Genomic DNA, 25,921 nt, shown 5'->3' with positions numbered 1-25,921 from the left:
AATAATTATATAGTGGACTTCAAAAAGTTGAATAGCGCTACACTTAAACAAAGAACTGATAAAATGGAACAAATTCCACCTTTTTCTGAAAGCCATTTGGAAGCACTTGCAAAATCACTTGGAGAATGTGGCAAAGGGAGCGACATTACCAGAATTCTTGAAGAATTAAACTTTGAAGATAATCCACAAAAAAGTACTAAGTGGAAGCGCCTTTACTGGGCATTTACAGAATCACAGAAACAATACAAATGTGCAAATCATATATTTCGATTTATTAAATCATTAATGAATCCTGTTAGATTTGTTGGTCGCAAAGAAGAATTCGAAGAAAATAGAGAGAAAGTAAATAATATACTAATTTTTTCAGGCTTTGAGTATGGAGAAGACGGTAATTTCAGGAAATGTAAAAATGCACGTACATTAACTGAAGCCGAAAAAAGACTGAGAACAATCCGAAGCAAGTTTGAAGGAAGGAAGATACATCCAGAGGTTGTAAAATATTGCAAGGCAGAGCTATTGCAAGAGAACTATTTCCATGCTGTTTTTGAAGCAACCAAAGGATTAGCTCAAAGAATTCGTGACATGTCAGGTATAGAATTGGATGGTGCAGCACTTGTTGACAAAGTGTTTGCTATTGAAAGACCAATCTTAGCAATAAATTCTCTAAGAACAGAAACGGAAAAATCTGAACACAAAGGTTTTGCCATGCTTTTAAAAGGTTGTTTCGGAGCTATCAGAAACCCATTGGCCCATGAACCAAAGATTCTTTGGGATGGAGAAGATGATGCAGCTGACTACCTTTCCTTAATTTCTCTATTACATCGAAAATTAGACAACTGTGTCCCAACTAATTATGATAAAAACTGAGATCAAAATACAAATATCGACCTTCACATTTTTATCCCGGTTCAGACATTAAGAGAGGCAGATACCATGAGAACCATAGACTGGAATAATGACTCTAATTCAATTGTAATGATAGACCAGACACTTCTTCCGATGGAGTACAAGGTAATTGAATGCAAAACGCTTGCATCCCTTTGTGAAGCAATAAAGTCCCTGCGTGTGCGGGGAGCTCCGGCACTTGGAGCTGCCGGTGCCTATGGTATCGCACTTGCCGCAACTCTGAGCAGTGCAAATGATATGGATGCACTCATAAGAGACCTGAATGTAGCTGCAAAAACCATCATAGCAACAAGACCAACAGCAGTAAACCTTGCATGGGGTGTTGAAAAGACCATGAGTGCAATCTCAGACGCATATGACCTTAACGGAATCAAGGATGTAGTGCTGGCTGAAGCTAAGAATATCGCTGATGAGGATGTTGCGACTAACAAGAAACTCGGAAAGCATGGAGCAAAACTACTGGAGGACGGCGACACGGTCATGACACACTGCAATGCCGGAAAGATGGCATGTGTTGATTGGGGAACCGCACTGGGAGTTATTCGCTCTGCTGTTGAAGCTGGCAAGGATATCAAGGTTATCGCCTGTGAGACAAGACCGCTTAACCAGGGTGGCAGGATCACAACATGGGAACTCATGCAGGATAATATTGATGTGACACTCATTTCTGATTCAATGTCCGGCCATGTCATGAGCAAAGGCATGGTGGACAAAGTGATTGTTGGGGCTGACAGGATCACAGGCGATGCAGTGTTCAACAAGATAGGAACCTATACACACTCGGTCCTTGCAAGAGAACATGAAGTTCCATTCTTTGTTGCAGCACCAATATCAACATTTGACCCGAACAACTGGGAGGACACGGTCACTATCGAGCAAAGGGATCCAAACGAACTTCGCTTCTTCAAAGACGTACAGATCGCACCTGCGGATGTCAAAGTTTACAATCCTGCTTTTGATGCTACACCTATGGAAAATGTGACTGCAGTGGTCACAGAGAGAGGAGTATTCTACCCACCATTTCTGCTGGATGAAATTCTGGCATGAATGCACAATCTTTTAAATCATTAATGACATGAAAGGGTCAGGTAAATTAATAATAACCACCATAAATGGTTAATATAAAGTTTATATATTACTCACTAAAAATCACTAATACTAAATGGAGATATTATGGCAAAAAAGAAATCCAGTGGTAATGGCTTGATGTCATCTGCCGGTCTTATGAGATACTACGAAGCCGACAAAAAAGCAATACATGTAGACCCAAAAACAGTTGTCGCCGTTGGCGTGGTCATTGGTCTTGCTATTCTTATACTTGATGCAAACTTTGGAATGTGGCCAATACTACCATAAATCTGCATGTTGCTAACGCAACTGCCACACTAACATCCTTTTTTTTACAAATAAAAATAAAGAAAAGATAGTGGGTACTATCAGGAACGCATTTCCTTGATAGCTGCGCATATCATTCTGCAGTGATGAGTTTTTGGTGCAGTATTATCGATAAGTACCCTGCCTTTATTTTCCCACCAGCTACGAGGATAGGCTTTGTCTGCTTCAACTTCAGGATTCAGCCCAAGCTTTGATGCTGCCTGATTAATCTCAGTAATTGTAGGGGATTGTACAGAGGTCTTTCTGGAAACGATACGACCATCCTTTCTTGATTTGGTCTTATCGATGTATGCAGGCCAGATGACCAGTTTACCCCTGTCTTTCATCATCATGGATTTTACAATACAACTCATTCGATTTAAATTTGACCTGAAAATGAGAGTTCAGTTAAGCCAAAATTAAGCAGGGAGATTTGAATAGAGAATTAACTCAAAAAAGCAATAATGTTAAGTACGAAAAATACAGATTTTTAATGTGGAGAAATGGGAACCTGACTAGATTCTGAAGTGAAGATAGAGTTATTATAGAAAATGCTGCAGATGAATCAAGAATCAATTAAGAGGTGACAAATATGGGGAATGTGGAGAAAAATAAAGATAATTTAAGCAAGTGCATATGTATTAAATGTCCGAGTTATTCATTTGCATGTAAAGTGAAAGCAATACCTGAAAGTGCTATGAATATATTAAAAGGAGACATAGCTAAAGCAGAACATATGGAAGGATTATTCTGTGCTTTTGGAAAAAGTAAATGTATTGAAGAACAGAAAGGCTGCATATGCCAGGATTGTGAAGTATACAAGGAGAACGGGCTTAATAAGATGTATTTCTGTTTTTAGACATACTTAAATATACGGAAATCCTGAAAGCAGCTAACCTAGAATAACTCATCTTTTGCCACAATCATACAAAATTATTCAATAGTAAGATGTTCTTCCTACTAATTCCACTGTATGAAACAAGTCAGGTTATTCAAACCTCATTAAATTCAATGCTTATACCGCCTGATTTTTTAACCAGGGATTTTGCAAGGAAGCCTGCTTCCATTCTGCAGAGATTGATGACAGCGCAGGGAACAAGACAATTGGCAGAGCATCCTGCTTCATGTGCCTGATCAATAACATAATTGTTTTTTATGTCCAGAATTTCCATCATAGGAACTTCCATATGAGAGAGCTTTTTGATTTTCTCACAGGGAGTATCAATATCAACAATAATCATTTTTCCATCTTTGACTCCACTTACTTTATGAACAAAATCACAAATTGTGGATTTTACAGTAAATTCAGCCAATTTATCACCATTTTATAATTGAACCTTTCATTCGATAATAAAATATAGAATTTCAACTTCCGGAAAGTTCAGAAGCAAAATATGCTACCACTTAATGAAATAATGAACGGACCGATAATAGTTCAAAATCAATATTGCATTGAAATAGTGGATAGACTTAAGTATACTAAATACTGCCTTGTATCCATGATAGATGTACCAAGAGAAATAAAAGTTGAGAACGAAGTTGAGGATTTTATCCGCAAATCAAAGAAAGACTACAGACTTTGTACCACCTGTGGAGGACCAGCCATCGTTCCTGCTGATATGAGCATGCCAAAGGACTCTGACATAAAATTAAAAATGGGAGAAAATACCCTGCATGTATCCAAGGTACAGGCAAGATACATCAGACAGGTCGAAATGAGAATGCTTCTGGGATATCTCAACTACTGTGACAGAAATGGTATCGAACCCTGATACCTTATAGTTATTAGCCCTGACATTTTTGATTTTTCTCAGTAATAATCTTCATCCAGAGATTCGTTAATATTTCTCAGTACCTCGGCAACAAGCATCTGAACCTCAGTTGCATGCTCCTCCGGGACTTCACTGCCTTCAGTATCCATTAGTTTTTTGATATCTTTTACCATCTGATGGATGATCTGCAGCATTTCTTCCTGAGTTATGAGACCGGCATAATATGCGTAAAAGAATGTTGTGCCACTGCGCTGGACTTTTTTCTTGAATGAGGCACGTGCGTTTGAGACTTCCTGCCTGGAATACTGTTCATCCATGAATGGAACAAGTTCAGGGAGGTTTTCACCTATCCATGTCATTTCCGAGTGATTGGAGAGATTCTTGAAGTCTGCGCACATCCTGGAGATCACCCATTCACGTGCTGTCAGATGAGTAGTTTCTTTTAAAAAACGAGTTACATCGGAATAACTTTTGTTATCCATTTTTTTGAATTTCTGATACTTGTTCATCGTCATTCACCCATGCCAGAATATAGCTGAAGCCTACAAATAGAAAGTATTGCAGCCACTGTATTACAAAATGGTTCCAACATATTTAATTATAACCTGCACAATTCAGCTTTTGAATGAAATTACTTATCCCAACCGATGGCTCGATGTATTCATCAAATGCCGCAAAGGTAGCTGCAAAGATAGCCCAGAATCATGATTACAGACTTATAGTTCTTCATGTGGTTCCAGACAAGGGTTTTTCCAGAAAGACATGGCAGAAGAAAGGAGCGGACAGTGTAATTTCCACCATCACAGACATCCTCACAGAAGCCGGATGTGACGAAGATAGGATCGATACTATAATAGAGGACGGCAGTGCTCCTGAAAAAATAGTTGAGATCGCCAGAAATGAAGGTGTAGACCGTATAGTCATCGGTACGCAGGGAAAGAATGGTCTTAAAAAGATAGTAGGATCAGTTACTGAAAAGGTGCTTCAGATATCTGATGTGCTTGTACTTGTGGTGCCGCCTAATTATACTGCATAAGCCTGTGATTTCAGAAGATTCATATTTTCATTAGTTGTACGGGGAAGTTAATCATTTAGGGCTTTTCTTATTGTTGCCTTTCCAGTGCGCACATCGTCCATGGAGAAAACCTCCATATTGAATATTCCCTTATAATTCCTGTTCTTCAATTCCTTCAGGACAGTATAATCTATAGTACCTGCTCCTGGAGCAAGATGTTGGTCACCATCATATTCATCGGTCCAGACTCCTCCATTGTCGTGCACATGTACATGAATCACATATGGAGCCATGATTTTTGCAAACTGTCTCAGCTTGTTGCTGTCACCGCCACAGGTAAGGTTTGCATGACCGATATCAAAAGTAGCACCAAGATTTTCAGAATTTACAGCCTTGACTGCGCGCACAAGTTCTGTGGCATCACAACACATATTGCCAGTAGAAGTTCCTTCCTTATTCTCAAGACCGAGCACCACTCCTGAATCTTCAGCATCTGATGCCAGAATTTTCAGATTGGCCACCATCTTACTGAAACATGACTCGTGGTCATCCCCACATTCAAACCTCCCCGGATGTAATACTATTGCGCGTGATCCCAGCCGGGATGCCAGTTCAATGGATTCACGTATCAGACGGAATTCCTTTTCGCCCATTGATGCAACATCAACCACCACATCCTTTGGATAAGTTGGGACATCTGCAAAATAAGGTGCGTGAATTGAGGTATCCAGATCAACTGTTGAAAGCTCATCGAGCAATGATTCAAGAATATCTCTCTGTAAAATAGAATCTTTATACACACCAAGTTTGGGCATGTACAGTTCAACTGACTGCAATTCAGAAGCAATATCGGAAAAACTTCCTGCAAACGATGAGGCACCAAGGATCATGGATTATTGGTCATTTTAGTAATTGATAAGGTTTTTGCTTTTTACAGGGAACCAAAATGCTTATCTAAATTAAAGAGTACCAGCAAAGCAATGAAACTGTATGCGCCACACGTAGGACACCTTGAAGCGCTTGAGGAGCTGCTTACTGGTTCTAAAGATATATATGGTATCTACATGGCAGGTACACCTGACTATGTAGGCACCGGGAGAACTAATCTCAGTTCACCAGGACTTGAAGAAATTGCTGAGCAGACAGCGCGTGTCCATGAAGAAAATGTGAAGATGGAAGTGGTTCTGAACAGTTCATGTATGGGCGGCCAGCACCTAACCCCTGAAGGATATAATAGGGTAAACTGGTATTTCACACAGCTTCATAACATTGGCGTAGATGCAGTAACTGTTGCTGAGCCTTATTTTATAGAGATGCTGTCAAAAGATTACGGCATGGAAGTTGTTGTCTCAGTCCTTTCCTTTGTGGATTCACCGCAAAAGGCTGAGTTCTATGAACAACTTGGTGCGGACACTATAGTAATAGATCCTGTCATTAACCGGGATTTTGAAAAGCTTGAAGCAATAAGAGATGCAGTGTCCTGTGACCTGAAACTTCTTGTAAATGAAGGATGCCTTTACCAATGTCCTTTCAGGTATGCACACTTCAATTTCTTTTCACATGCCAATGGTCCGGGACCAAAACTGAATGTTCTGGATGACTATTATTACTACAAGTGCCTATCACTCAGGATCAGTGACCCTCAGCAACTTATCAAGTCCCCCTGGATAAGACCTGAAGACCTGAAAGAGTACAAGCACATTACAGACATTTTCAAGATTGGAGGAAGGACACACTTCCCTAACTGGATACTGAACAATGTCCAGGCCTATGCAAATGAATCCTATGATGGGAATCTTATGGACCTGCTTGATTGTCCAAGAGATATACGTGACCTTTTCTACATACCAAACAAGGAACTCGATGGTGCCATTAACCAGTGGAAGCAGTGCAGTAAAGTTTGCAACAAATGCGGATACTGTAAAAAACTGGCAGAGAAGATAATCAAAGTATATACCGCAGAGGGATGCGAGAATATACTAAAACCCCTTAAGAGCAAAGGTGGGCAATAATGACTATTATAGATACACTGGCAAAGAACCGTGGTGAACTTGAGAATAAATTAAGGAACATGCTTGCAAAGCCTGTCTTCCTTATAGAGATGGATGCTTTTGCCCTTCCATGCGGATGCAAAGGGTTAACTATCAATAGCAGAGGACTGCAGTTTGATGATCTGGAGATATTTGAGGAACATATTAATGAATATCTGAGAATAACTTCCGAGAATCTTGAAGTAGAACCTTCATTCCTTTTTGCAAGACTTGTGCCTGGTACGGCAGAGGTGGCATCACTTAACAGTAGAGTGCTTTGCAACAGATGCTATCTGGACTTCGCACGAGGTACCGGCAAACAGCCGAGACCAGATATATATATACTTAACTTCTCACGCAGGGAATAAAATCCTGTTTTTCAATATTTTTTGAAATATATATTTATACCGTTGGTTGCTAGCGGTATTTTTTGAGCTCCAAAAATGAACGACCCGTATTCTGGCTTGTTCCATTCGAAAGGTTTAAGAAGTATTTAATATAATGCAAACCACCTGACGTTAGTCTACGCCATATTAATTATGATAAAATATTCGAAGTTGGAATATTGTAATTTTGGCACGATTTACGCTTAATTATACAACACAAAAAGGAGGAAATGTGAATGGAACCGCTCACAGGTATGGGCGTACTGGCACTTATGGGAGCAGCCGCAACTATTGCAGGTGCCTCTGAAGACCTTGAATCAGATGTAGGGTCACAGAGTAACCCAAACTCTCAAGTGCAACTTGCGCCCCAGATGATGTATCCACACAGGATCTATAACAAAGCTGTTTCTGGTGAACCACCATCAAACGCACTTATGTGTGCAATCGGTGGAACCACCGCATCCGTATTGATGACCACTGGTGCATCTGCTGCTCTGGCATTGGCTATTGGAGCAATTGTCGCTGCAGCAATACATGGTACATATTCAGTAACATCATATTTAGGTAGATCAGCAAGTCAGAAACGTTTTAAACAACCAATTTATTTAGATATAATTAGAAGCCACACACCCGTAATCATGGGATATTCATTTATCACAACATTCTGTATCCTTGTGGTATCATATCTTATGGTAGCTGTATTGGCACACCCATTCCCACTGCCACTTCTGGCATTCATTTGGGGAATCACTGTCGGTGCTATCGGCTCATCAACTGGTGATGTACACTACGGTGCAGAGCGTGAATTCCAGGCTGTCGAGTTTGGATCAGGCCTTAACGCTGCAAACTCCGGTAACATCGTGAGAAAAGCAGAGTCCGGTCTTAGAAACGGTATCGACAACTCATGGTTCTGTGCAAAGTTCGGTGGACCTGTAACAGGTCTTGCTTTTGGAATGACCGTATTCCTCAGTGGTTGGGTCACAGCTGTTTTTGACCCAAGCAGAGGAGATGCAATCGGCTGGGTTTCAGTCCTTGCAGGTGTAATTATTGTACTTATTCTTATATTGTGGAACAGGAACATGGAAGTTGCTGCTCGCGCTGCATTTGGAACATACAAGGAAGACGAGGCAGAAGCAGAGGTGGCTGCATGATCGATATTGCAGGAATTTTAATGCAGAATATACTCTACGTGATCTTGATCACATTAGGTGGAGTATTAATTTCATGGAGTGTTCACTTCGTACCAGTAGGTGGTGCTCCAGCAGCAATGGCACAGGCAACTGGTATCGGAACTGGTACCGTACAGCTCGCAGCTGGTGCAGGTCTTACAGGACTTGTGACAGCAGGTGCAATGATGGAAATAACAAGCAGTGCAGCACTTGTAATTGCAGCCGGTGCAGTCGGCGCAATGATTATGATGGCTGTAACAATGATCGTAGGAACATGGGTTTACGTATATGGTGTCGGATGTCCTCCAGCATCAGCAAAGGTAAAGTACGACCCTATTACAAAGGACAGGCAGGATCTCTATGTATCACAGGGTACTGAGGGTCACGGACTTCCAACCGTATCATTTGTAAGTGGTGTGATCGGTGGTGCCCTTGGTGGTATCGGCGGTTCACTTGTATATTACGCACTTATGAGCGTTGAGAACGGACTTCCACTCGCAGACCTTGTAGGTATTGCCAGTGTTTTCGCAGTAGGTATCTTCTTTGTGAACGCAGTAATTCCATCCTATAACATTGGAGGAACTATCGAAGGTTTCCACGACCCTAAGTTCAAGAGATTCCCAAAGGCAGTTCTCGCATCCTTAATAGCAACATTCTTCTGTGCACTTATCGGTGTACTTGCAATAGGAGGTCTGTAAATGTCAGCAGGCGGAAGTGGAGCAGCCGCAGAGGCAATTCCACAGAATAACATAATCGCCTTCGGTGTATTAGGCGGACTTATAGGAATATACGGAGCATACTTCCTCGTAGGTATGGTCGGACAGTATATGTCCTTCATCGGTGCCCTTGGCGCAATATGCGGCATGGTATGGGGCGCAGCAGCAGTTAGAAGAGTAGCAAGTTACGGCCTTGGTACCGGTGTACCTTCAATCGGTATGCTTGCACTTGGTATGGGAGTTATTGCAGCAACATTCGGACTTGCAGTAGGCGGCATTGCCGGACCGGTAATCGCACTGGTCACGGCAGCAATCATTGGTCTTATGATCGGTGTACTCGCAAACAAAGTACTTAGTATGGGAATTCCTATCATGGAAGTATCCATGACAGAGATTGCAACAGCAGGTACGATCACAATTATCGGACTTGCAATTGCAATGACAGGAACATTTGATTTCCCTGTTGTACTCAGCCAGGTAATCTCTACCGGATACATAGCAGTGATATTCATTGCAGGTGGTCTGGCAATCCTTCACCCATTCAACGCATGTCTTGGTCCGGATGAGACACAGGACAGGACACTCATGGTAGGAGTTGAAAAGGGTGCAATCGCAATGATTGTTTCAGGAATTGTTGCAACAACCAATCCAAATGCATCAGGTGCTCTCACAATCCTTATCGGAATCGCACTCTGGTACGTAGCATTCAGTGGATTCTACGACCGTACAAAGAGAGACGCATACGATGTTGTAGGAGCTGGAATGCTGCCTTCTAAGGAGGAATTGGAATGAGCATGGTACACGCAGCCCCCGAGGCACACCTTGTACTGGACCCACTCACCTCACTTCTTGCTGAAGAGAGAGAAGACATAATCCAGTATTCAATGGATCCTATAATGGAACAGCTTGACGAACTTGACAAAATAGCCGATGATCTCATCAACTCCCTGTCACCAAGCAAACCACTCATGAACTCATATGCAGGTCGTGAGAACACCTCATACAGTGCAGGTTTCTATGGTAACACATTCTACGGAGTAGTAGTAGGTCTTGGTGTTGCAGGAGTTATGCTCCTTGTCATGAGCGCATTAGGAGTGATGTGAAATGGCAGATAAAAGAGAACCAGCAAGCGGATGGCCAATCCTTAAAGGTGAATACGATGTTGGCGATGTCAATAACTGTGTTGCAGTAGTAACATGTGGTTCACACCTCTCAGCCGGTCCAATGCTGGATGCAGGTGCCTGTATAGCAGGTCCTTGTAAAACTGAGAACCTTGGTCTTGAGAAAGTTGTTGCACACATAATATCCAACCCGAACATCAGATTCCTCCTAGTAACAGGTTCTGAAGTAAAGGGTCACATTACCGGTGAAGCAATTGTCATGATCCACAAGAATGGTATCAAAGACAACAGGATCGTCGGTGCATCAGGTGCTATCCCTTATGTAGAGAACCTTTCAGATGAAGCAATCGCAAGATTCCAGGAACAGGTCGAATGTATCGATTTCATCGGTACCGAAGACATGAGTGCCATTACTTCAAAGATCAAGGAATACGCATCCAAAGACCCCGGAGCCTTCGACGCTGATCCATTGGTCCTTGAAGTAGGAGAAGCCGGCGGAGACGACGAAGGGGAAGCCGGCGGACTTAAGCCAATGGCAGCTGAACTTGCAACCGTCAGAAGCAGGATACTGAGCATCAACAAGGAAATGATGACAATCGGTAACCTCAACAAATTCCACTCCGGTGTACACGCAGGAAAGGTAGAAGGTATAATGATCGGTCTAGCAATCACATTATCACTTTTAGGAATGCTACTGTTCGGAGGTCAGTGATATGGCAGAAGAAGAATATGGAAAAGGCGTACCAATGGTAATTACTCCCCAGATGGGAGCCATTGAAGCTGTAGTCGAAGACATCCGTTACAGAGCCCAGCTTATTGCAAGAAACCAGAAACTTGACTCTGGTGTTTCCGCAACAGGCGTAGCTGGATTCATTGCAGGATTCATATTTGCAATCGTAATGGTAGTTATCATCCCTATGTTCGCTTGGAAGGTGATGTAAAATGACCGAAGACAGAAGCGACAGGGTACCAAGTGTGGTCACAGACCCGGAAGACTTCCAGGCTGTACTTGATAAACTCAACAAGATTGATGAGAAGATCGAGTTCGTAAACAGTGAAGTTGCACAGCGTATTGGTAAGAAAGTTGGAAGAGACATAGGAATACTTTACGGAGCTGTTGCCGGAATAATCATATTCCTGCTTTATGTACTGTTCCTTGCACCTATGCTCGGTATTTAAAATAAGAGGTTATTCATATGTTCAAATTTGACAAGAAGCAAGAAGTATATGAGGTAGGCGGGGTCAAATTCGGTGGCCAGCCAGGACAATACCCCACAGTACTTGTAGGAACAATGTTCTACAACAGGCACAAGATCGTGACCGATGAAGACAAAGGTGTCTTCGATGTAGATGCTGCAAACAAACTCTGGCAGGCAATGGTTGACATGGGCGAAGTCACAGGTAACCCAATAGTAAACCAGATCGTCGGAGAAACCCCAGAAGCAATCAAGAAGTACATCGACTGGTTCGTAGATGTTGATGACAAGACACCATTCCTTATTGACTCATCCGCTGGCGACGTTCGTGCAGCAGCAGCAGAGTACGTAACAGAGATCGGTGTAGCTGACAGGGCTATCTACAACTCCATCAATGCCAGTGTTCACGCTGACGAGATAGAGGCTATCAGGGACAGCGACATCACTGCATCTATTGTACTTGCATTCAATGCAACAGACCCAAGCGTAAAGGGCAAGCTTGAGATCCTTGAATCCGGTGGTACCGGTCAGGAGAAGGGTATGCTCGAGATAGCAAAGGAATGTGGAATCACAAAGCCACTTATCGACGTAGCAGCAACCCCACTGGGAGCAGGTTCCGGTGCATCCATGAGAGCAGTAATTGCAATCAAGGGACACCTCGGACTTCCTGTTGGTGGTGGATACCACAACATGGCTTCCGCATGGGACTGGATGAAGGCATACAAAAAGCAGTTCGAAACCAGAGAAGAGAAGCAGGCAATCTACATGCCAGCTGATATCGGAACAAACCTTGTCCCACAGGTACTCGGTTCAAACTTCCAGCTCTTTGGTCCAATCGAGAACACTGACAAAGTATTCCCTGCAACAGCAATGGTTGACATTATGCTTGCAGAGACTGCAAAGGAACTCGGCCTTGAGATCATGGACGAGAACCACCCAATCAACAAGCTGGTTTAAACCAGCTTTTTTTCTTTCTTTTTTCTCCAAAATAAAAATGAGGAGCCGCAGGTATAATTCAAATCCTTTCCAAACCCGCAGCTGCACATAAAAATAAGATATATTACAAATACGTTAGAATAGAAACAGTATTATTTGGACATGTTCAATAGCAGAAAATAATTAAGGAAACAAATACTATCAACAAGCATGACCGAGGTAATGCTTGTATGGGATAACCCTTTGTTATTTGAGAAACTTTTTAAAGAGCATGATATCAAATTCCAGAGAATTGTATCCGATTCTATTGGTACACCTTTTATTCCTCCATGCAGATGTGTTGTAATCCCAACAGGATTTGCAAATAAAGCATATACCAACATATTACCAGGTATTGAGAGAAATGGAAAAAGTTTTGAGAGATTTGTAAGAGGAGGAGGAAATCTCGTAATATTCAGCCCTGCAGTACCTGAATATGAATACAAATGGCTACCAATGGAACTGAACTACAAGCAAGAATACCAGGTAACCCACATTTGCAAAGAAAAAGAGCATGAAGCCCAGTGTATTATTCAAGATACGTGTTCTGAAGTGGAATTTGACGGTTATTTCACAAAAACAGATGGTGATGTCATATTCAGAAGTGATGAAGGCAATCCTCTAATGGTAGTAAAAGAACTTGGAGAAGGAAGGATAATTGCCACAACAATCCATGAATTCCCCTCAGGAGAATTCCTTAAATGGATAAATAAAACTGCAAAAAAGAGCAAATTATAATTTATAATTTAATTACAATTGTAAGTTACTTTTTGAAATCCTTTTTAAGTTGTTCTGCAATATCTGCAGCATCAGCAACCCTGAGAACAAAAATACCAAAACATGGCTTGATGAACTGGAAGAAAACCTCATCTCCTTTTACACCCACCGGAATATTATCCCCCATCAGTGCAACACCACGCAGCCTGTAACCGCCAGGTACATGGTAAACTGTATCGGACTTTTCCTGAATAAGTTTCTCAGACTGTGAAGGAGTAGCACCTTTTATAAGGATCTCAAAAGGAATGTCATTAATACAGGCCATGATATTACCTACTGGTTATTCTACCATTACAAGGTTGCCAACTTTAATACCTTTTTCCGTGATACGTCCAACAATTTTACCGCCGGTCATGCTTGCAGCTTTCTCTGCCTGATCCTGAGGCAGAATAATGACAAAGCCCATTCCCATGTTGAAGGTCTTATACATCTCAAAGTCATCGACATTACCCTCTTCCTGGAGGAACTTGAAAATATCGTTTGGCTCGATCGGATCGTAGAAATCAAATCCAAGACTTGTAACCCTCTTGAGTTTCAACAGACCACTGCCTGTTATATGAGCAAGTCCGTGAACATCACATTCTTTTATGACATCAAGAACTTCCATATAGATCCTTGTTGGGATAAGAAGTTCATCACCAATTGTGGTGGATTCATTGTATGGGAACTTATCATGATAAGAGTATGATGACTGTTCCATGATATTTCTCACAAGAGTATAGCCATTACTATGAACACTGTCAGCAGGAATACCTACAATTGCATCCCCAAGCTGAACTTTTTCTCCTGTGATGATGTTTTCTTTCCTGACCATACCAAGACAAGTTCCTGCAAGATCAAAACCATTTATAATATCTGGAAGTGTTGCTGTCTCGCCGCCAACTATAGACATACGGGAAATCTCTGCACCTTTTCTTAAGCCTTCACCGATCTGTGCGGCGAAATCTTCATCATGTTTCTCAAGTGCAAGATAATCCACAAATGATATTGGTTCTGCACCTATTGCAAGCAGATCATTGACATTCATTGCAATACAGTCAATTCCCACTGTATTCCAGCATTTCATCTCATTTGCAATGAGAACCTTTGAGCCGACACCATCCGTAGCAAGGGCTAGGGCATATTCCCCAAAATCGATTAGTCCGGCGTAGTGACCTATGCCGGTCAAAGGTGCACCCAGACCCTCACGCCTATAGTCCATTCCCTTTGTGAGTGCTTTAATGGTCACTTCTTCCTTTTCGATGTCTACCCCAGATTCTGCATACGTAAGGTGTTTATCTTTCATTGAAATCCCCTGCATTGTTTGTCAAGTTCAAATTCACTGTGTAAGGTCTTAACTGCTTCCAACGCCTGTTTGGAACTTATCACAAAAGAAATATTGTGCTGTGATGAACCCTGACTGATCATAATAATATTTATTCCGGCCTTTCCAAGTGAATTGAATACCTTTCCTGCAACTCCCGGAATGCCATCCATGCCTGCACCGACAACAGCTACAACACATACATCACGGTCATAGGCAACATCACCCACAACATTGGTTGTGAATTCAGATCTGACCGCTCCAACTGCTGCTTCAAGATGATCTTCATTGACCACCAGTGACATGTTTGCCTCAGATGAACCCTGACTGATCATGATTATGTTAATACCGGCATTTGCAAGTGCGGAAAAAACCCTTGCAGCCGTTCCTATGGTGCCAACCATTCCTGCACCACTTATATTGATAAGTGCAACTTTGTTAATGAGAGTTACAGCCTTAACGACATCCTCTCTGCACTGCTGCTCAGCAACAATAAGAGTTCCCGGGAAATCCGGCTCAAATGTGTTCTTCACACGTACCGGGATCTTATGCCTGATAGCAGGCTCAATAGTCCTTGGATGAAGCACCTTCGCTCCGAAATATGAAAGCTCCATGGCTTCAATATAGGATATCTGGGGAATCGGACTTGCCTCAGCTACGATCTTTGGATCAGTTGTCAGTATTCCATGGACTTCTTTCCACAGCCATATCTCATCAGCATCAATTGAAGCACCGATTATGGATGCAGAGAAATCAGAGCCGCCTCTTCCAAGAGTTGTAATTATCTCCTGTTTGTCCTGGGCGATAAAACCTGTCACAACAGGAATATGGTCTGCAAGCAGAGGACACAGTCTTTCATGAACTCTGGTATAGCTATCCTCCAGAGGTTTGGCATCACCATAATTTGAATCTGTGATGATACCTGCTTCTCCACCAGTAAATGCCTTTGATGGAGTGCCAAGTGAACGAATAGAACCACTTACAATAGGAGCAGCAAGACGTTCGCCGTATGAAGAAATATAATCAATGGACCGATTTGTGAGTTCACCAAGATAGCAGATACCGATCAAAGCCTTTTCCAGCTCATCGACCCTACTGTCTATTACCTCAACACATTCTGACCTGATATTATCGTCATCAATTGCAACATTAATTGCATCATAATGTTTTTTACGGAGATCTGCAATGAATTCCTTTACCTGGCTAACTTTTCCGTTCTTTGATACATCTTTTGCCGTGCTCAGTAAACCATCTGTAACGCCACCGAGCGCAGATGTCACTGCCACAAGTTCATTACCATCCATGTGAAACTGTCTTAACAGTTCTGCCACATGTCGGATCTTTTCGCCGTTTTCCACGGAAGTCCCGCCGAACTTCATTACGATTCTCATGATACAACCCTTTAGTTTGTCAGCTAATTGCGTCTATAAACAATAAAGAGTAATATAAAGATTATGTGTAAACCTATATTCTAAAAAAGTATCAATAGAAGAATATTTATTGGCTTACCTGAACTTATTAAAGAACGTAAAGAATAACAGGAAAACACCTGCTGTGACAATGATAGATACAGCATTTGACACTCCTGTAGATGAAGTCCATGAGGGCAGGGAGCTACCCGCCTCCTTTGATCCGGATGGCTCTTCTGAGTCTACTGACGCTTCTTTAATAGAGTCACCCGATCCGGACATGTTCGATGTCAGATTATAGGTTTTTGATATCTCGGTTGCTGCTGTGTTTGCAAACTGGACAATAGACTCTGTGATATTATCTTTGATATTTACTGATACAGAGAAATCCTCTGAATAATATGAAGGTTCATCATTATTTATAGTTACAAGAGTAGCCTTGTGGATACCCGCATCCATTTCATCGCTTACAGCCTTGTATACACCAGGACTTACATTATATCTGGTATCCAGAACTTCACCGTCCACCAGAATACGTACTTCTGAAAATGACTCGTTCAAAGAATAACTGACAATTGCAATCCTTCCGGCTTTGAGCCCTTCATCCACAGGCGAGGATACATCAATATCCAGACCATCAAGAACTTCATCTGAAGTGGTTACCTGACTTTGTTTCAACGAGACATGATTCAGGAATACAGATACTTCATCATCGGTTTCAAAAAAAGCTTTTAAGTTGGCAAGAAAAAGAGTTTCAGGGTTACCATCAGAGTAAACGGTATAGTAGAAATACTCATCTTCCCCTACATCATCCTCCTTCAGAAGTTTTCCATTAAGCTTCAGTTCAAGAGTGACTTTATCATCGTCTACGTCTGTAGCTTCCAGAGTATAGAGATCTGACAATTCCATTTCAGAATCCAATTTCAGCGAATAACTTTTGTCAAGCAGCAGATAATCCTCCACATCTTCAACCGGGTCCATATATTGCTCAACATAAATAGTGGAATACACCACACCGTTCTCTTCATCCACATCACCTTCAGGAGTTATCCTGAGGATGAAATAGTCTACTTCCGTCCCTTCTCCATCATCTTCATCTTCAACTACCGAGCGAACGTATTCGAGTGGTTCGTTCTCCTTGGCAAAATTGTTATCAAGCTCTACTTCTTCCCCGTTCAGGTAGAGTTCGATCCAGATATCACCGCTGTTGCTATTCATATCCAGCACTTTGAAAGAATAACCTTGCTCAAGGAAGATCTCATCCTGTACTGTAACCTGAGGTTCCGAATAATGGATCATTGTCTTTGTTCTCACACCGGAAGCGGGAGACACGCATAACAAAAGGATACATACAGAGATAATTACAAAATGTATATATTTCATCGAAACCTCACTCATAGAACCAATAAAATGACAGGACTTCTACCATTTTCATGGCATTATTACTGTCTTATGGTTTTTATTGATTTCTATTAATATAGGTGATAATATGAAATATGTAGTACTCATCGGAGACGGCATGGCAGATGAGCCTCTTGAGGAACTTGATGGCATGACAGTTCTTCAGAAAGCCAACACATCCAACATGGATTACCTTGCCAAACGTGGCAGGGCGGGATTTGCACAGACTGTTCCGGAAGGCATGCATCCGGGAAGCGATGTGGCCAATATGTCAATTGTAGGGTACGATCCGAAAAAGTACTATACAGGCAGGTCACCGCTTGAAGCTGCAAGCATGGGAGTGGAACTGGAAAAGGACGATGTCGCTTTCCGTTGTAACCTGATAACCATCAAAGATGACATGATAGCTGACTATAGTTCAGGACACATTACCAACGAGGAAGCAAAAGAACTTATAGAAATAATTGATGTAGAGCTTGGAGATGAAAAGGTTCAATTTTATCCGGGAATCAGTTACCGTCACCTTATGGTAGGTAAGAAAGGACTCGGAGCAAACACCGAGTGCGTGCCTCCGCATGACGTGATCGATGAGAACAGATTCGAGCATATGCCAAAAGGCGAAGACAGCGAACTTATCTGTGAGTTAACTGAAAAGTCCATGAAAATACTTAAAGATCATCCTGTCAACCTCAAGAGAATTGAGGAAGGTAAGAATCCTGGAAATTCCATATGGCTCTGGGGACAGGGATACGCACCTGCATTCACACCTTTTGGCGAACTTTACGGACTCAAGGGAGCCATAATATCAGCAGTGGACCTTGTTAAAGGTATAGGTATCTATGCAGGACTTGATGTTATTGAAGTACCTGGCGCAACAGGATATCTTGACACGAACTATCTTGGAAAGGCGGAATACGCAATTGATGCACTCAAAGACCATGATTTTGTTTTCGTGCATGTGGAAGCTCCTGACGAAGCAGGACACATGGGTAATATGAATGCAAAGATCCAGGCTATTGAAGACTTCGATGAGAAAGTTGTAGGCACAGTTCTTAAAGCAGCCAGGGAAATGGAAGAAGACGTAACCATTATGGTACTTCCTGACCATCCAACACCAATTGCACTGAGAACTCACACATCCAACCCTATTCCAGTAGCTATCTATTGTACATCTGAAACAGCATTTGATAATGCAGATGCATTCAATGAGGAATCTGTAAAGAAAGGTGCTCTTGGAACAGTTTATGCAGCAGACCTTGTGAGAAAACTTATTGATGGCGAGTGGGCTCAATAACCCACTACACAACGCCTCTTGTATTCTTTTTCCGAGTGACAAAAACACTCATCATATATATATAGAACCATTTAGATATTATTTATTGTGGGAGTATCTGTTTTCCGGATAGTTCCATCTATATATAAGCAAGAGAGTGGTAAAATGAAGTTTGGACTTACACCATGGTCACCATCAACAGCCTCAAGATGGGACCCATTTGACGACATGAGGCAAATGCAGGAGCGTCTTAACCGTTTGTTCGGAGATAGAGAGCGGAGTTCGGAGATGATGGACATAGGTACTCTTTCTCCTCTGGTTGATATCAAAGAGAACGATGACAATATAATCGTCACAACAGATCTTCCCGGGGTCAGCAAAGAGGATGTTGACATAGACATACGAAACAATAGAGTTTGGATCAAAGCTAACATGCACAAGGAATCAGAAGAGGAAAAAGAAGGTTACCTTATGCGTGAAAGAACTTACAGCAGGTTTGCAAGAGCATTCAACCTTCCATCAATGGTAAATGAAGACGCAGCAAGTGCAAAGCTTGAGAATGGTGTGCTTACCATCACAATGCCAAAGGCAGAGATAGAGGAAAAGCGCAGGATAATGATCGAATAGAGATTTTTGATCCATGTCCGGCCATTCGGCCTTCTTTTTTTTGATTACCCCGTTTTTGATTTTTTATTCGATAGTTTCAGATTGCGGCATCAGTTAGAAATATCATCATCCTTTGCTCAGTCGGGGTAACTGTCATCATCACCGCAAAAAAGTACAACGCAAATATAGTATATTACTTTTCTCTGACAAAAAACAAGAATAATAGATTTTAGCTATAGATTTTAGCTAGCGAAAAAGTTCAAAAGTGGTCAGAATATATAACGATATCAATACACTTATATAGTACAAACCTAGTTTTTTAGATAGGTTTTAAAGGTGTGGTTGGCTCATACTGAAGTCAGAGTAATTTACGAATTAGTTCTTACTTTAAATAATTACAATTGTACAATAAATATGGAGAAAAGATAAGCCATTCATACAAGAGAATGATTATTAATGAGAAAAGCATTGATCGAAACTATTAGCAGATCTGAAAAGCGAAAGGATGTATTGTTGCTCCTGAAAAACGGACCGGTTAGAATGTCCACTATTTTGCAAAAACTGGATGTTAGCAGAAATGCGCTACTTCCACAAATGAAAATATTAGATGAAGCTCATTTGATAACGAAAAATGAAAAAGAGGATACATATGCTCTTTCTAAATATGGGAAACTCATAGTAAGTGACTTGGAACCATTGCTCAGTACCCTTGAGACCCTCGAAAAACAGATGGACTATCTTTTAAATCACAATATAGACTTCATACCACCTGAACTTTTTTATCGAATGAGAGAACTAAAAAATTGTGCACTTATAGAACCAGATTTACATGAAGCTCTGGATTTAAGTAAGGTCGCAATCAAAAATTGCCTCAAGTCTCAAAAGATATGTTCTTTAGCATCATTTTACCACTCAGAATATTCTTCATTGTTTACTAAATATGCAAAGAACGGCTCAGAATTCAGATTTGTTATAACTGAAGAAGTCCTGACAAAGTTCATCGAAGAGGAAAAACAAAAACTTAAAGAACTTATTCAATATCCTAATATCAATTTCTACATATACCCACATAAAATGGAAGTTTCCGCCGTGCTAATGGCAGAAGATTTTATTTTGTTGAGACTCTTGACCCTTAATGAAATATACGACCCAAGGTATCTCATATCTGATGATCCGGAGGCTATTAACTGGGGAAATGAACTTTTTGACCACTATTTCATCAAATCCGTACCACTTTTAAAAATAGAATGAATAGTGTTTGAAGCCGTAATAGAATGGGAAGTAAGTACATAAAGTTAAGATTTGCTTCAATGTGTGATTGGTTGGTTGGTTGGTAGTTTTATAGATTGAAACTTGCACTTACTTCAATAATCCATTCCCTATTCGTAGAATATTATATGATTCATATATAAATTAAACTTGTATGAATTTAACATAGCATTGTTAATTAATATAAGAGTATTATTCACGATTACATAACCAATCATACATACTGGAGAATCTCAAATTGAAAATGCAGGTATATACTGTAGAAAATATTCCCCTCATAAAAGAAGGGGATGATATTGCATCGATCATCTGTGAAAACATCACCATAGAAGACAATGATATTGTTGTAATAGCCTCTACAATTGTTGCCAAGGCAGAAGGTAGGATGTTCAGACTTGAAGACATCATCCCCGGAGAAAAGGCGTTGGCTATTGCCTCAAAGCATGACCTTGATGCAAGATTTATACAGGCTGTCCTTGACCGCAGTAAGGAAGTATTGGTCGATCATCCAATCTTTCTTGTAGAAACACATAACGGACACGTCTGCATCAAAGCAGGGATCGATGAATCAAATGTTGATATTGGCTACCTTGCAGACCTGCCATCAAGTCCGGATGAAAGCACGTCTAAGATCGGTTCGGCTATCGAGCATATCACTGGAAAGAAGATCAGCGTAATACTCACAGATACCAACGGCAGAGCATTTAAGATAGGACAGACCGGAATTGCCATTGGTGTTTACAAGATACATCCTGTAAAGAACTGGAAAGGACAGAAAGACCTGTTTGGAAACACCCTCGAGATCACAGAAGAGGCAATTGCAGATGAGATCGCAGGAGCTGCGAACCTGCTCATGGGAGAAGGTGACGGCGGATATCCTGTAGTGATAATAAGAGGACTGGAACTAAGGGCAGAAGAGGCATCCATTCAGGAAATGTACCGCAGTGACCGCGAGGATATAATTAAAAAAGGACTTCGCAGTTTAAGCAAAGTCTGATATGGGGATGTTTACCACCTCTACACCGGATTCCTCAAAGAAAACAAGCGAGTCTGCATCCGGATAAGGCTGGATGTAAACAACCTTTTTAATATTGGAATTGATAATCATTTTTGCACAGAGTATACATGGCTGATGTGTACAATAAAGTGTGGCACCATCTGTGCTGACACCATGAAGGGCAGCCTGAATGATAGCGTTCTGCTCGGCATGTACCGCACGGCACTTTTCATGACGGGTGCCTGAAGCAATATTATTTTGCTGCCTGATACAGCCTATATCAAGGCAATGATCCATATTTCTCGGTGCGCCATTGTAACCTGTAGAAAGTATTCGTTTATCCCTGGCAATCACAGCTCCAACCCGGTTTCGCAAGCAAGTGGAGCGTTTGGCCACAACCGTAGCTATCTCAAGAAAATACTCATCTATACTTGGCCTTTCAGTCATCGTTTAAATGAAGCAGTAAGTGGTATATATAAGTTGTAGTGTAAGAGTGTATTTATCAATTTCAATTGCTTATATAGACTAAATTCATAAGCTATTATTTCTGGAGCATAGAAACATGGAAGTCGGTTTGACTGAACGTTTAGATTCTTTTGTTAGAAAACATAACGATCGTCAGCTTGCAGCATTACCGCTCGCTGTATTTGTTATTTCATTAATTATACTTGCAATCACTTTTGCAAGCAGCGGATCACCTGTAAAGCTTGGAATGGATTTTGAAGGCGGAACTATGATCTCAATGGCGAGTCAGGAAAGTGTGACAGCCATGCAGCAGAAGTATGCAGATTACCCTATCACCGACGTCAGACAGGCCGGATCACGTATTATTATGCAGTTTGGGCCTATGAGTGACGAACTGCAACAAAAACTTACAAGTGATGTGATAGATTCCTATGATAATGTTGAGATCAATCAGATAGGACCCGTATACGGTGCAAGCCTGCAGAAACAAGCCGTAAGAGCAGTTATTGTATCATTCATTGGAATGGCAATTGTTGTCTTTTTGATTTTCAAAACATTTGTACCATCTGTAGCTGTAGTTCTTTCTGCATTCTCTGATATTATTATCGCAGCAGCATTCATGAACATTATAGGGATCGAACTGTCCCTTGGTACAGTTGCAGCTCTTCTGATGCTCATTGGTTATTCAGTAGATAGTGACATTCTGCTTACAACAAGGGTTTTGAAACGACGTGGAACCCCGCAGGAGAACATTAGCAATGCAATGCATACAGGTGTCACAATGACAACTACAACACTTGCAGCGCTTGTGGCAATGTACTTTGTATCAACATTCTCCTACTTGATAAGCCCATCATTCTCACAGATCACCCTTCTTTCAAACATATCTATTGTCCTCATTTTCGGACTGGTAGCAGATTTGATGAACACCTGGATGCTCAACACATCAATCCTCAGGTGGCACGTCACAAATGTCGGCACAAGGAGGAGAAAAGCATGAGAGGCGATGAAAAACAGCAAAGTCTCTTAAAAGACATAAGAGTGATAGTATTCATTCTTGCGATACTTGGCTCTATAATATTCATACACCCCTGGTATACCTCAAATGATGGATTCACAACCAATCTAAACTACGGACTTGACCTTGAAGGCGGTTCCTGGCTTCAGTTGAAGCTTCAGGGTGCAGTTGCACAGCTCGATGCTGACAGCGGCCTTCTTGTAAAAGAAATAGTTAATATCAATCTTGCAGAAGACGTTACTATTACATCGGTGAATGAAGGAGCTAATGATGTTACAGTTACTTTCACATCACCTTCGTTGCTTACCAATAACCAGATAGACCAGCTTGGTGTTGGCCAGAGTACAATCACAAGAAGCAACAATCTAACTCAGGTAGAACTTCATTCCTCAAAGGAAACGCTCATCAGTACATACATTGAAGATAAACTGAAAACAGAAGTAGTTCCAACACTTGTTTCCGACGGTGTGGAATACGAGATAAGGACCGCCATCACACAGGAAGAGCTTCAAACTATGATGGAAAAGGTTGGTGGTTCTATTGTAACTGACATCAATGGAAATCCGGTCTACAAGGAAGGAGTTACAACCGAAACAAGAGATCTTACAAAGAAAATCCTCAGTGACAAGCTCAATTCCCTCGGACTTAAGGATATACCTGTAAAAACAGTTGGTGACGATTACATCCTTATTGACTTTGCAGGAATTGACCTTGCAACAGCCAAGAATATTGCAGAGAAGCCAGGTAAATTCGAGATAAGGATCATCACACAGGGCAATGAATCAAAGCATGTTCTCTATGGTGATGAAATTCAATCTGTGGGCATTGTAGGATATCATGAAGATGCAGGACAATGGTACGTACCTTTCACATTGGACGATGCCGGCGCACAGGCACTCCAGCAAATTGCCATTGAAACGGGAGCAACAAAGGATCCAATGTCACATAATCTTGTGATGTACCTTGATGAGAATCAGGTTTACAGTGCACCACTCAGCTCTTCAGCAGCATCAAAACTGGAACAGGCACCAATATACTCATGGCAGGCATCAACAGGTACCGATGAAGATGGCAAGACAACGGCAGAGGAACTGCAGATACACCTGCGTGCAGGTGCATTGCCTGTTAACGTAGAACTAATGGGTTCAGGACATGTGGATGCATCCCTTGGACAGCAATTCAAAAAAGAGGCTGTAATCGCAGGACTGATCGCACTTCTGGCGGTTGCATTCGTCGTTTTCAGGAAATACAACAAGCCTGCAATACTGGTTCCAATGGTCAGCACTTCCATCAGTGAAGTAATAATGATCCTTGGTTTTGCAGCAGCTATCGGATGGCAACTTGACCTTGCAAGTATCGCTGGTATCATAGCAGCCATAGGAACAGGTATTGACCATCTTGTGATCATTACCGATGAAGTGCTGTACGAAGGAAAACTCCCTCCAAGAAAAGTCTATCTTTCAAGGATAACAAAAGCATTCGGAATAATATTTGCAGCAGCTGCAACGACCATTATTGCAATGTCACCACTGGTGGTCATGGGATTTGGAAGCCTGAAAGGATTTGCAATTACAACAATTGTTGGTGTCCTGATAGGAATACTTATCGCAAGACCAGTTTACGGCAAGGTAATCCATGAAGTACTTGCAGCAGGAGCAGAAACTGAAGCCGAATAAGGAGATATATAATGAAGGACCTGTGGACTGTAAAATACCGGCCAAAGACATTTGATGAGATTATCGGTAACGAGCAATCCCTGGACATGATCAGGAAACTGGCCATGTCCAACAACCTTCCTCATCTCGTGTTCCACGGTCCGGAGAACTCAGGGAAATCAAGTACAGCCTTTGCACTTGCTTTTGAACTATACGAGGAAGATTACGAGCGGAACCTGGCTTATTTCAATGCGTCTGATTTCTTTGAACAGGGTAAAAGCTACCTTGTGCGTGATAAGAGATTCCTGCGCATCATAGGAACCGATGATCCTAAAAAGATCACAAGTAGCGTGATCCACATCTTCAAAGAGGTGATCAATGAGTATGCAAGCATGGCACCTGTGGATGCTGACTATAAGATAATATTCATTGACAATGCGGAATCACTTAACTCTGATTCCCAGCATGCTCTGAGGAGAATTATGGAGAAATACACAACTACCTGCCGTTTTATTCTCTCTACAACACAGCCTTCAAAACTTATAACTCCTTTAAGATCCAGAGGATTGCAACTTTTTTTCACACACGTTTCTGATGATAAAATGATCAAGTTCATCTCGGAAGTTGTGGAAAAAGAAGGACTTAATGTTAGTACAGATGGCATTGCTGCACTTGTATATCATGCAAGAGGCAATGTTGCCAGAGCACTTAACACTTTGCAGACAGCATCCATTATGCCGGATTGCAATGAGATCGGACCTCAGCAGATATATGATGCAACCCTTGGAGAGCAATCTGAAAACATTAACAAGCTCTTTGAGTCCATGGTTGGAAAGAATATTCTTGAAGCCAGGAAATATATTGATGAGCTTATTCTCGGAGAAGGATTGTCCGGTCAGGAGATCCTGCTGCAGCTACATCAAGCTACCATTAATTCAAACGAACCTGATGACATTATTGCCAGATGGGTCACAAAGATAGCTGACACTGATCTTTATCTTACAGAAACTGCGAATGAAAGAATACAGCTTGAGGCACTGGTTGCAGGATTCTGCCAGCAGTGCTAAGAAAAATCCAGCTTGATGATC

General features: G+C 41.5%; 33 protein-coding genes. 24 read left to right on the top strand and 9 right to left on the bottom strand.

From position 1 onward, the window contains the following. Window positions 1-12: 12 nt before the first annotated feature. From BLP52_RS04080 to BLP52_RS04070, 3 genes are all read left to right on the top strand, one after another. On the top strand, window positions 13-867 hold the full coding sequence (locus tag BLP52_RS04080; protein WP_238380711.1) for a TIGR02391 family protein: 855 nt from the start codon (window positions 13-15) through the stop codon (window positions 865-867). 66 nt (window positions 868-933) lie between these two features. Continuing rightward, window positions 934-1,953, top strand: coding sequence for an S-methyl-5-thioribose-1-phosphate isomerase (locus tag BLP52_RS04075; protein WP_091708927.1), 1,020 nt, complete (start codon window positions 934-936; stop codon window positions 1,951-1,953). 126 nt (window positions 1,954-2,079) lie between these two features. Next, window positions 2,080-2,262, top strand: a complete 183-nt coding sequence (locus BLP52_RS04070; protein WP_091708926.1) for a preprotein translocase subunit Sec61beta — start codon at window positions 2,080-2,082, stop codon at window positions 2,260-2,262. An 80-nt stretch (window positions 2,263-2,342) separates the two neighbouring features. Here the strand turns inward: BLP52_RS04070 and BLP52_RS04065 are convergent, their stop codons facing one another. Next, complete coding sequence (locus tag BLP52_RS04065) at window positions 2,343-2,627, bottom strand: signal recognition particle protein Srp19 (RefSeq protein WP_091709192.1); 285 nt, start codon at window positions 2,625-2,627, stop codon at window positions 2,343-2,345. A 245-nt stretch (window positions 2,628-2,872) separates the two neighbouring features. Here BLP52_RS04065 and BLP52_RS04060 point away from each other — a divergent pair, with 245 nt between their 5' ends. After that, entirely contained in the window at window positions 2,873-3,139 is a 267-nt protein-coding gene (locus tag BLP52_RS04060) for a DUF2769 domain-containing protein (RefSeq protein ID WP_091708924.1), read from the top strand. 133 nt (window positions 3,140-3,272) lie between these two features. On the opposite strand, the gene BLP52_RS04055 is transcribed toward BLP52_RS04060, so the two are convergent. Continuing rightward, on the bottom strand, window positions 3,273-3,593 hold the full coding sequence (locus tag BLP52_RS04055) for a DUF6951 family protein (RefSeq protein ID WP_091708922.1): 321 nt from the start codon (window positions 3,591-3,593) through the stop codon (window positions 3,273-3,275). Window positions 3,594-3,779: 186 nt separating this feature from the next. On the opposite strand from BLP52_RS04055, the gene BLP52_RS04050 reads away from it, so the two are divergent. Continuing rightward, window positions 3,780-4,052, top strand: a complete 273-nt coding sequence (locus tag BLP52_RS04050) for a hypothetical protein (RefSeq protein ID WP_091708920.1) — start codon at window positions 3,780-3,782, stop codon at window positions 4,050-4,052. 38 nt (window positions 4,053-4,090) lie between these two features. On the opposite strand, the gene BLP52_RS04045 is transcribed toward BLP52_RS04050, so the two are convergent. Further along, on the bottom strand, window positions 4,091-4,561 hold the full coding sequence (locus BLP52_RS04045; protein WP_091708918.1) for a DUF5806 family protein: 471 nt from the start codon (window positions 4,559-4,561) through the stop codon (window positions 4,091-4,093). A 116-nt stretch (window positions 4,562-4,677) separates the two neighbouring features. On the opposite strand from BLP52_RS04045, the gene BLP52_RS04040 reads away from it, so the two are divergent. Next, window positions 4,678-5,088 carry a universal stress protein gene (locus BLP52_RS04040; RefSeq protein WP_091708916.1) on the top strand — a complete coding sequence of 137 codons (411 nt, stop codon included), beginning with the start codon at window positions 4,678-4,680 and terminating at the stop codon, window positions 5,086-5,088. Between the two features lie 47 nt (window positions 5,089-5,135). On the opposite strand, the gene BLP52_RS04035 is transcribed toward BLP52_RS04040, so the two are convergent. Continuing rightward, on the bottom strand, window positions 5,136-5,957 hold the full coding sequence (locus BLP52_RS04035; protein WP_091708915.1) for a sugar phosphate isomerase/epimerase family protein: 822 nt from the start codon (window positions 5,955-5,957) through the stop codon (window positions 5,136-5,138). A gap of 90 nt (window positions 5,958-6,047) precedes the next feature. Here BLP52_RS04035 and BLP52_RS04030 point away from each other — a divergent pair, with 90 nt between their 5' ends. The 11 genes from BLP52_RS04030 to BLP52_RS03980 all read left to right on the top strand — a co-directional run bounded on the left by BLP52_RS04030 (window position 6,048) and on the right by BLP52_RS03980 (window position 13,398). Then, complete coding sequence (locus BLP52_RS04030; protein ID WP_091708913.1) at window positions 6,048-7,079, top strand: peptidase U32 family protein; 1,032 nt, start codon at window positions 6,048-6,050, stop codon at window positions 7,077-7,079. Then, window positions 7,079-7,465 (top strand): DUF5402 family protein, encoded by a 387-nt coding sequence (locus tag BLP52_RS04025; protein WP_091708911.1) that lies wholly within the window; start codon window positions 7,079-7,081, stop codon window positions 7,463-7,465. Before BLP52_RS04030 ends, BLP52_RS04025 begins: the two co-directional genes overlap by 1 nt. Before the next feature lie 254 nt (window positions 7,466-7,719). Further along, the gene (gene mtrE / locus BLP52_RS04020) at window positions 7,720-8,634 is read left to right on the top strand and encodes a tetrahydromethanopterin S-methyltransferase subunit E (RefSeq protein ID WP_091708909.1); all 915 of its coding nucleotides are present in this window, start codon (window positions 7,720-7,722) and stop codon (window positions 8,632-8,634) included. A gap of 5 nt (window positions 8,635-8,639) precedes the next feature. Then, the gene (gene mtrD / locus BLP52_RS04015; RefSeq protein ID WP_394328627.1) at window positions 8,640-9,350 is read left to right on the top strand and encodes a tetrahydromethanopterin S-methyltransferase subunit D; all 711 of its coding nucleotides are present in this window, start codon (window positions 8,640-8,642) and stop codon (window positions 9,348-9,350) included. Continuing rightward, on the top strand, window positions 9,351-10,160 hold the full coding sequence (mtrC, locus tag BLP52_RS04010) for a tetrahydromethanopterin S-methyltransferase subunit MtrC (protein ID WP_091708906.1): 810 nt from the start codon (window positions 9,351-9,353) through the stop codon (window positions 10,158-10,160). Continuing rightward, on the top strand, window positions 10,157-10,471 hold the full coding sequence (locus tag BLP52_RS04005; protein ID WP_091708904.1) for a tetrahydromethanopterin S-methyltransferase subunit B: 315 nt from the start codon (window positions 10,157-10,159) through the stop codon (window positions 10,469-10,471). Before mtrC ends, BLP52_RS04005 begins: the two co-directional genes overlap by 4 nt. A 1-nt stretch (window position 10,472) precedes the next feature. Then, entirely contained in the window at window positions 10,473-11,201 is a 729-nt protein-coding gene (gene mtrA, locus BLP52_RS04000) for a tetrahydromethanopterin S-methyltransferase subunit A (protein WP_091708903.1), read from the top strand. A 1-nt stretch (window position 11,202) separates the two neighbouring features. Continuing rightward, window positions 11,203-11,430: a tetrahydromethanopterin S-methyltransferase subunit F gene (locus BLP52_RS03995; RefSeq protein ID WP_091708901.1), complete on the top strand. Its 228-nt coding sequence runs from the start codon at window positions 11,203-11,205 to the stop codon at window positions 11,428-11,430. A gap of 1 nt (window position 11,431) precedes the next feature. Then, window positions 11,432-11,668 (top strand): tetrahydromethanopterin S-methyltransferase subunit MtrG, encoded by a 237-nt coding sequence (mtrG, locus tag BLP52_RS03990; RefSeq protein ID WP_091708900.1) that lies wholly within the window; start codon window positions 11,432-11,434, stop codon window positions 11,666-11,668. Between the two features lie 17 nt (window positions 11,669-11,685). Beyond that, complete coding sequence (gene mtrH, locus BLP52_RS03985; RefSeq protein WP_091708898.1) at window positions 11,686-12,642, top strand: tetrahydromethanopterin S-methyltransferase subunit H; 957 nt, start codon at window positions 11,686-11,688, stop codon at window positions 12,640-12,642. Between the two features lie 189 nt (window positions 12,643-12,831). Then, complete coding sequence (locus BLP52_RS03980; RefSeq protein WP_091708897.1) at window positions 12,832-13,398, top strand: hypothetical protein; 567 nt, start codon at window positions 12,832-12,834, stop codon at window positions 13,396-13,398. A gap of 25 nt (window positions 13,399-13,423) precedes the next feature. On the opposite strand, the gene BLP52_RS03975 is transcribed toward BLP52_RS03980, so the two are convergent. The 4 genes from BLP52_RS03975 to BLP52_RS03960 all read right to left on the bottom strand — a co-directional run bounded on the left by BLP52_RS03975 (window position 13,424) and on the right by BLP52_RS03960 (window position 17,532). Then, entirely contained in the window at window positions 13,424-13,702 is a 279-nt protein-coding gene (locus BLP52_RS03975; RefSeq protein ID WP_091708895.1) for a DUF1894 domain-containing protein, read from the bottom strand. Between the two features lie 15 nt (window positions 13,703-13,717). Continuing rightward, on the bottom strand, window positions 13,718-14,722 hold the full coding sequence (purM, locus tag BLP52_RS03970; protein WP_091708893.1) for a phosphoribosylformylglycinamidine cyclo-ligase: 1,005 nt from the start codon (window positions 14,720-14,722) through the stop codon (window positions 13,718-13,720). Beyond that, window positions 14,719-16,131, bottom strand: a complete 1,413-nt coding sequence (locus BLP52_RS03965) for an aspartate kinase (protein ID WP_091708891.1) — start codon at window positions 16,129-16,131, stop codon at window positions 14,719-14,721. The genes purM and BLP52_RS03965 overlap by 4 nt, the downstream gene beginning before the upstream one ends. A 114-nt stretch (window positions 16,132-16,245) precedes the next feature. Beyond that, a complete protein-coding gene (locus tag BLP52_RS03960; protein ID WP_091708889.1) occupies window positions 16,246-17,532 on the bottom strand; it encodes a hypothetical protein in 1,287 nt (428 codons plus the stop codon). A gap of 106 nt (window positions 17,533-17,638) precedes the next feature. Between BLP52_RS03960 and BLP52_RS03955 the strand changes: the two genes are divergently transcribed. The 4 genes from BLP52_RS03955 to BLP52_RS03940 all read left to right on the top strand — a co-directional run bounded on the left by BLP52_RS03955 (window position 17,639) and on the right by BLP52_RS03940 (window position 21,695). Next, entirely contained in the window at window positions 17,639-18,844 is a 1,206-nt protein-coding gene (locus tag BLP52_RS03955; protein ID WP_091708887.1) for a cofactor-independent phosphoglycerate mutase, read from the top strand. Window positions 18,845-18,988: 144 nt separating this feature from the next. Further along, window positions 18,989-19,450, top strand: a complete 462-nt coding sequence (locus BLP52_RS03950) for an Hsp20/alpha crystallin family protein (protein ID WP_091708885.1) — start codon at window positions 18,989-18,991, stop codon at window positions 19,448-19,450. Between the two features lie 435 nt (window positions 19,451-19,885). After that, on the top strand, window positions 19,886-20,680 hold the full coding sequence (locus tag BLP52_RS03945) for a helix-turn-helix transcriptional regulator (RefSeq protein WP_091708884.1): 795 nt from the start codon (window positions 19,886-19,888) through the stop codon (window positions 20,678-20,680). Window positions 20,681-20,936: 256 nt separating this feature from the next. Further along, entirely contained in the window at window positions 20,937-21,695 is a 759-nt protein-coding gene (locus BLP52_RS03940) for a coenzyme F420-0:L-glutamate ligase (protein ID WP_394328624.1), read from the top strand. Here the strand turns inward: BLP52_RS03940 and BLP52_RS03935 are convergent. Further along, window positions 21,681-22,142, bottom strand: a complete 462-nt coding sequence (locus BLP52_RS03935) for a deoxycytidylate deaminase (RefSeq protein ID WP_091708883.1) — start codon at window positions 22,140-22,142, stop codon at window positions 21,681-21,683. The genes BLP52_RS03940 and BLP52_RS03935 overlap by 15 nt on opposite strands. Before the next feature lie 115 nt (window positions 22,143-22,257). Here BLP52_RS03935 and BLP52_RS03930 point away from each other — a divergent pair, with 115 nt between their 5' ends. From BLP52_RS03930 to BLP52_RS03920, 3 genes are read left to right on the top strand one after another with little or no spacing between them, the layout of a single operon-like run. After that, window positions 22,258-23,160 carry a protein translocase subunit SecF gene (locus BLP52_RS03930; protein WP_091708882.1) on the top strand — a complete coding sequence of 301 codons (903 nt, stop codon included), beginning with the start codon at window positions 22,258-22,260 and terminating at the stop codon, window positions 23,158-23,160. Then, window positions 23,157-24,854, top strand: coding sequence for a preprotein translocase subunit SecD (locus tag BLP52_RS03925; protein WP_091708880.1), 1,698 nt, complete (start codon window positions 23,157-23,159; stop codon window positions 24,852-24,854). Before BLP52_RS03930 ends, BLP52_RS03925 begins: the two co-directional genes overlap by 4 nt. A gap of 11 nt (window positions 24,855-24,865) precedes the next feature. Beyond that, window positions 24,866-25,900 carry an AAA family ATPase gene (locus BLP52_RS03920; RefSeq protein ID WP_091708879.1) on the top strand — a complete coding sequence of 345 codons (1,035 nt, stop codon included), beginning with the start codon at window positions 24,866-24,868 and terminating at the stop codon, window positions 25,898-25,900. The last annotated feature ends 21 nt before the right edge of the window (window positions 25,901-25,921 follow it).

This window comes from Methanolobus vulcani, assembly GCF_900100715.1.
In the GTDB taxonomy this organism is placed as follows: domain Archaea; phylum Halobacteriota; class Methanosarcinia; order Methanosarcinales; family Methanosarcinaceae; genus Methanolobus; species Methanolobus vulcani.
The sequence above is the reverse complement of the archived record's forward strand: the minus strand, read 5'-3'. Positions and strand labels throughout refer to the sequence as shown.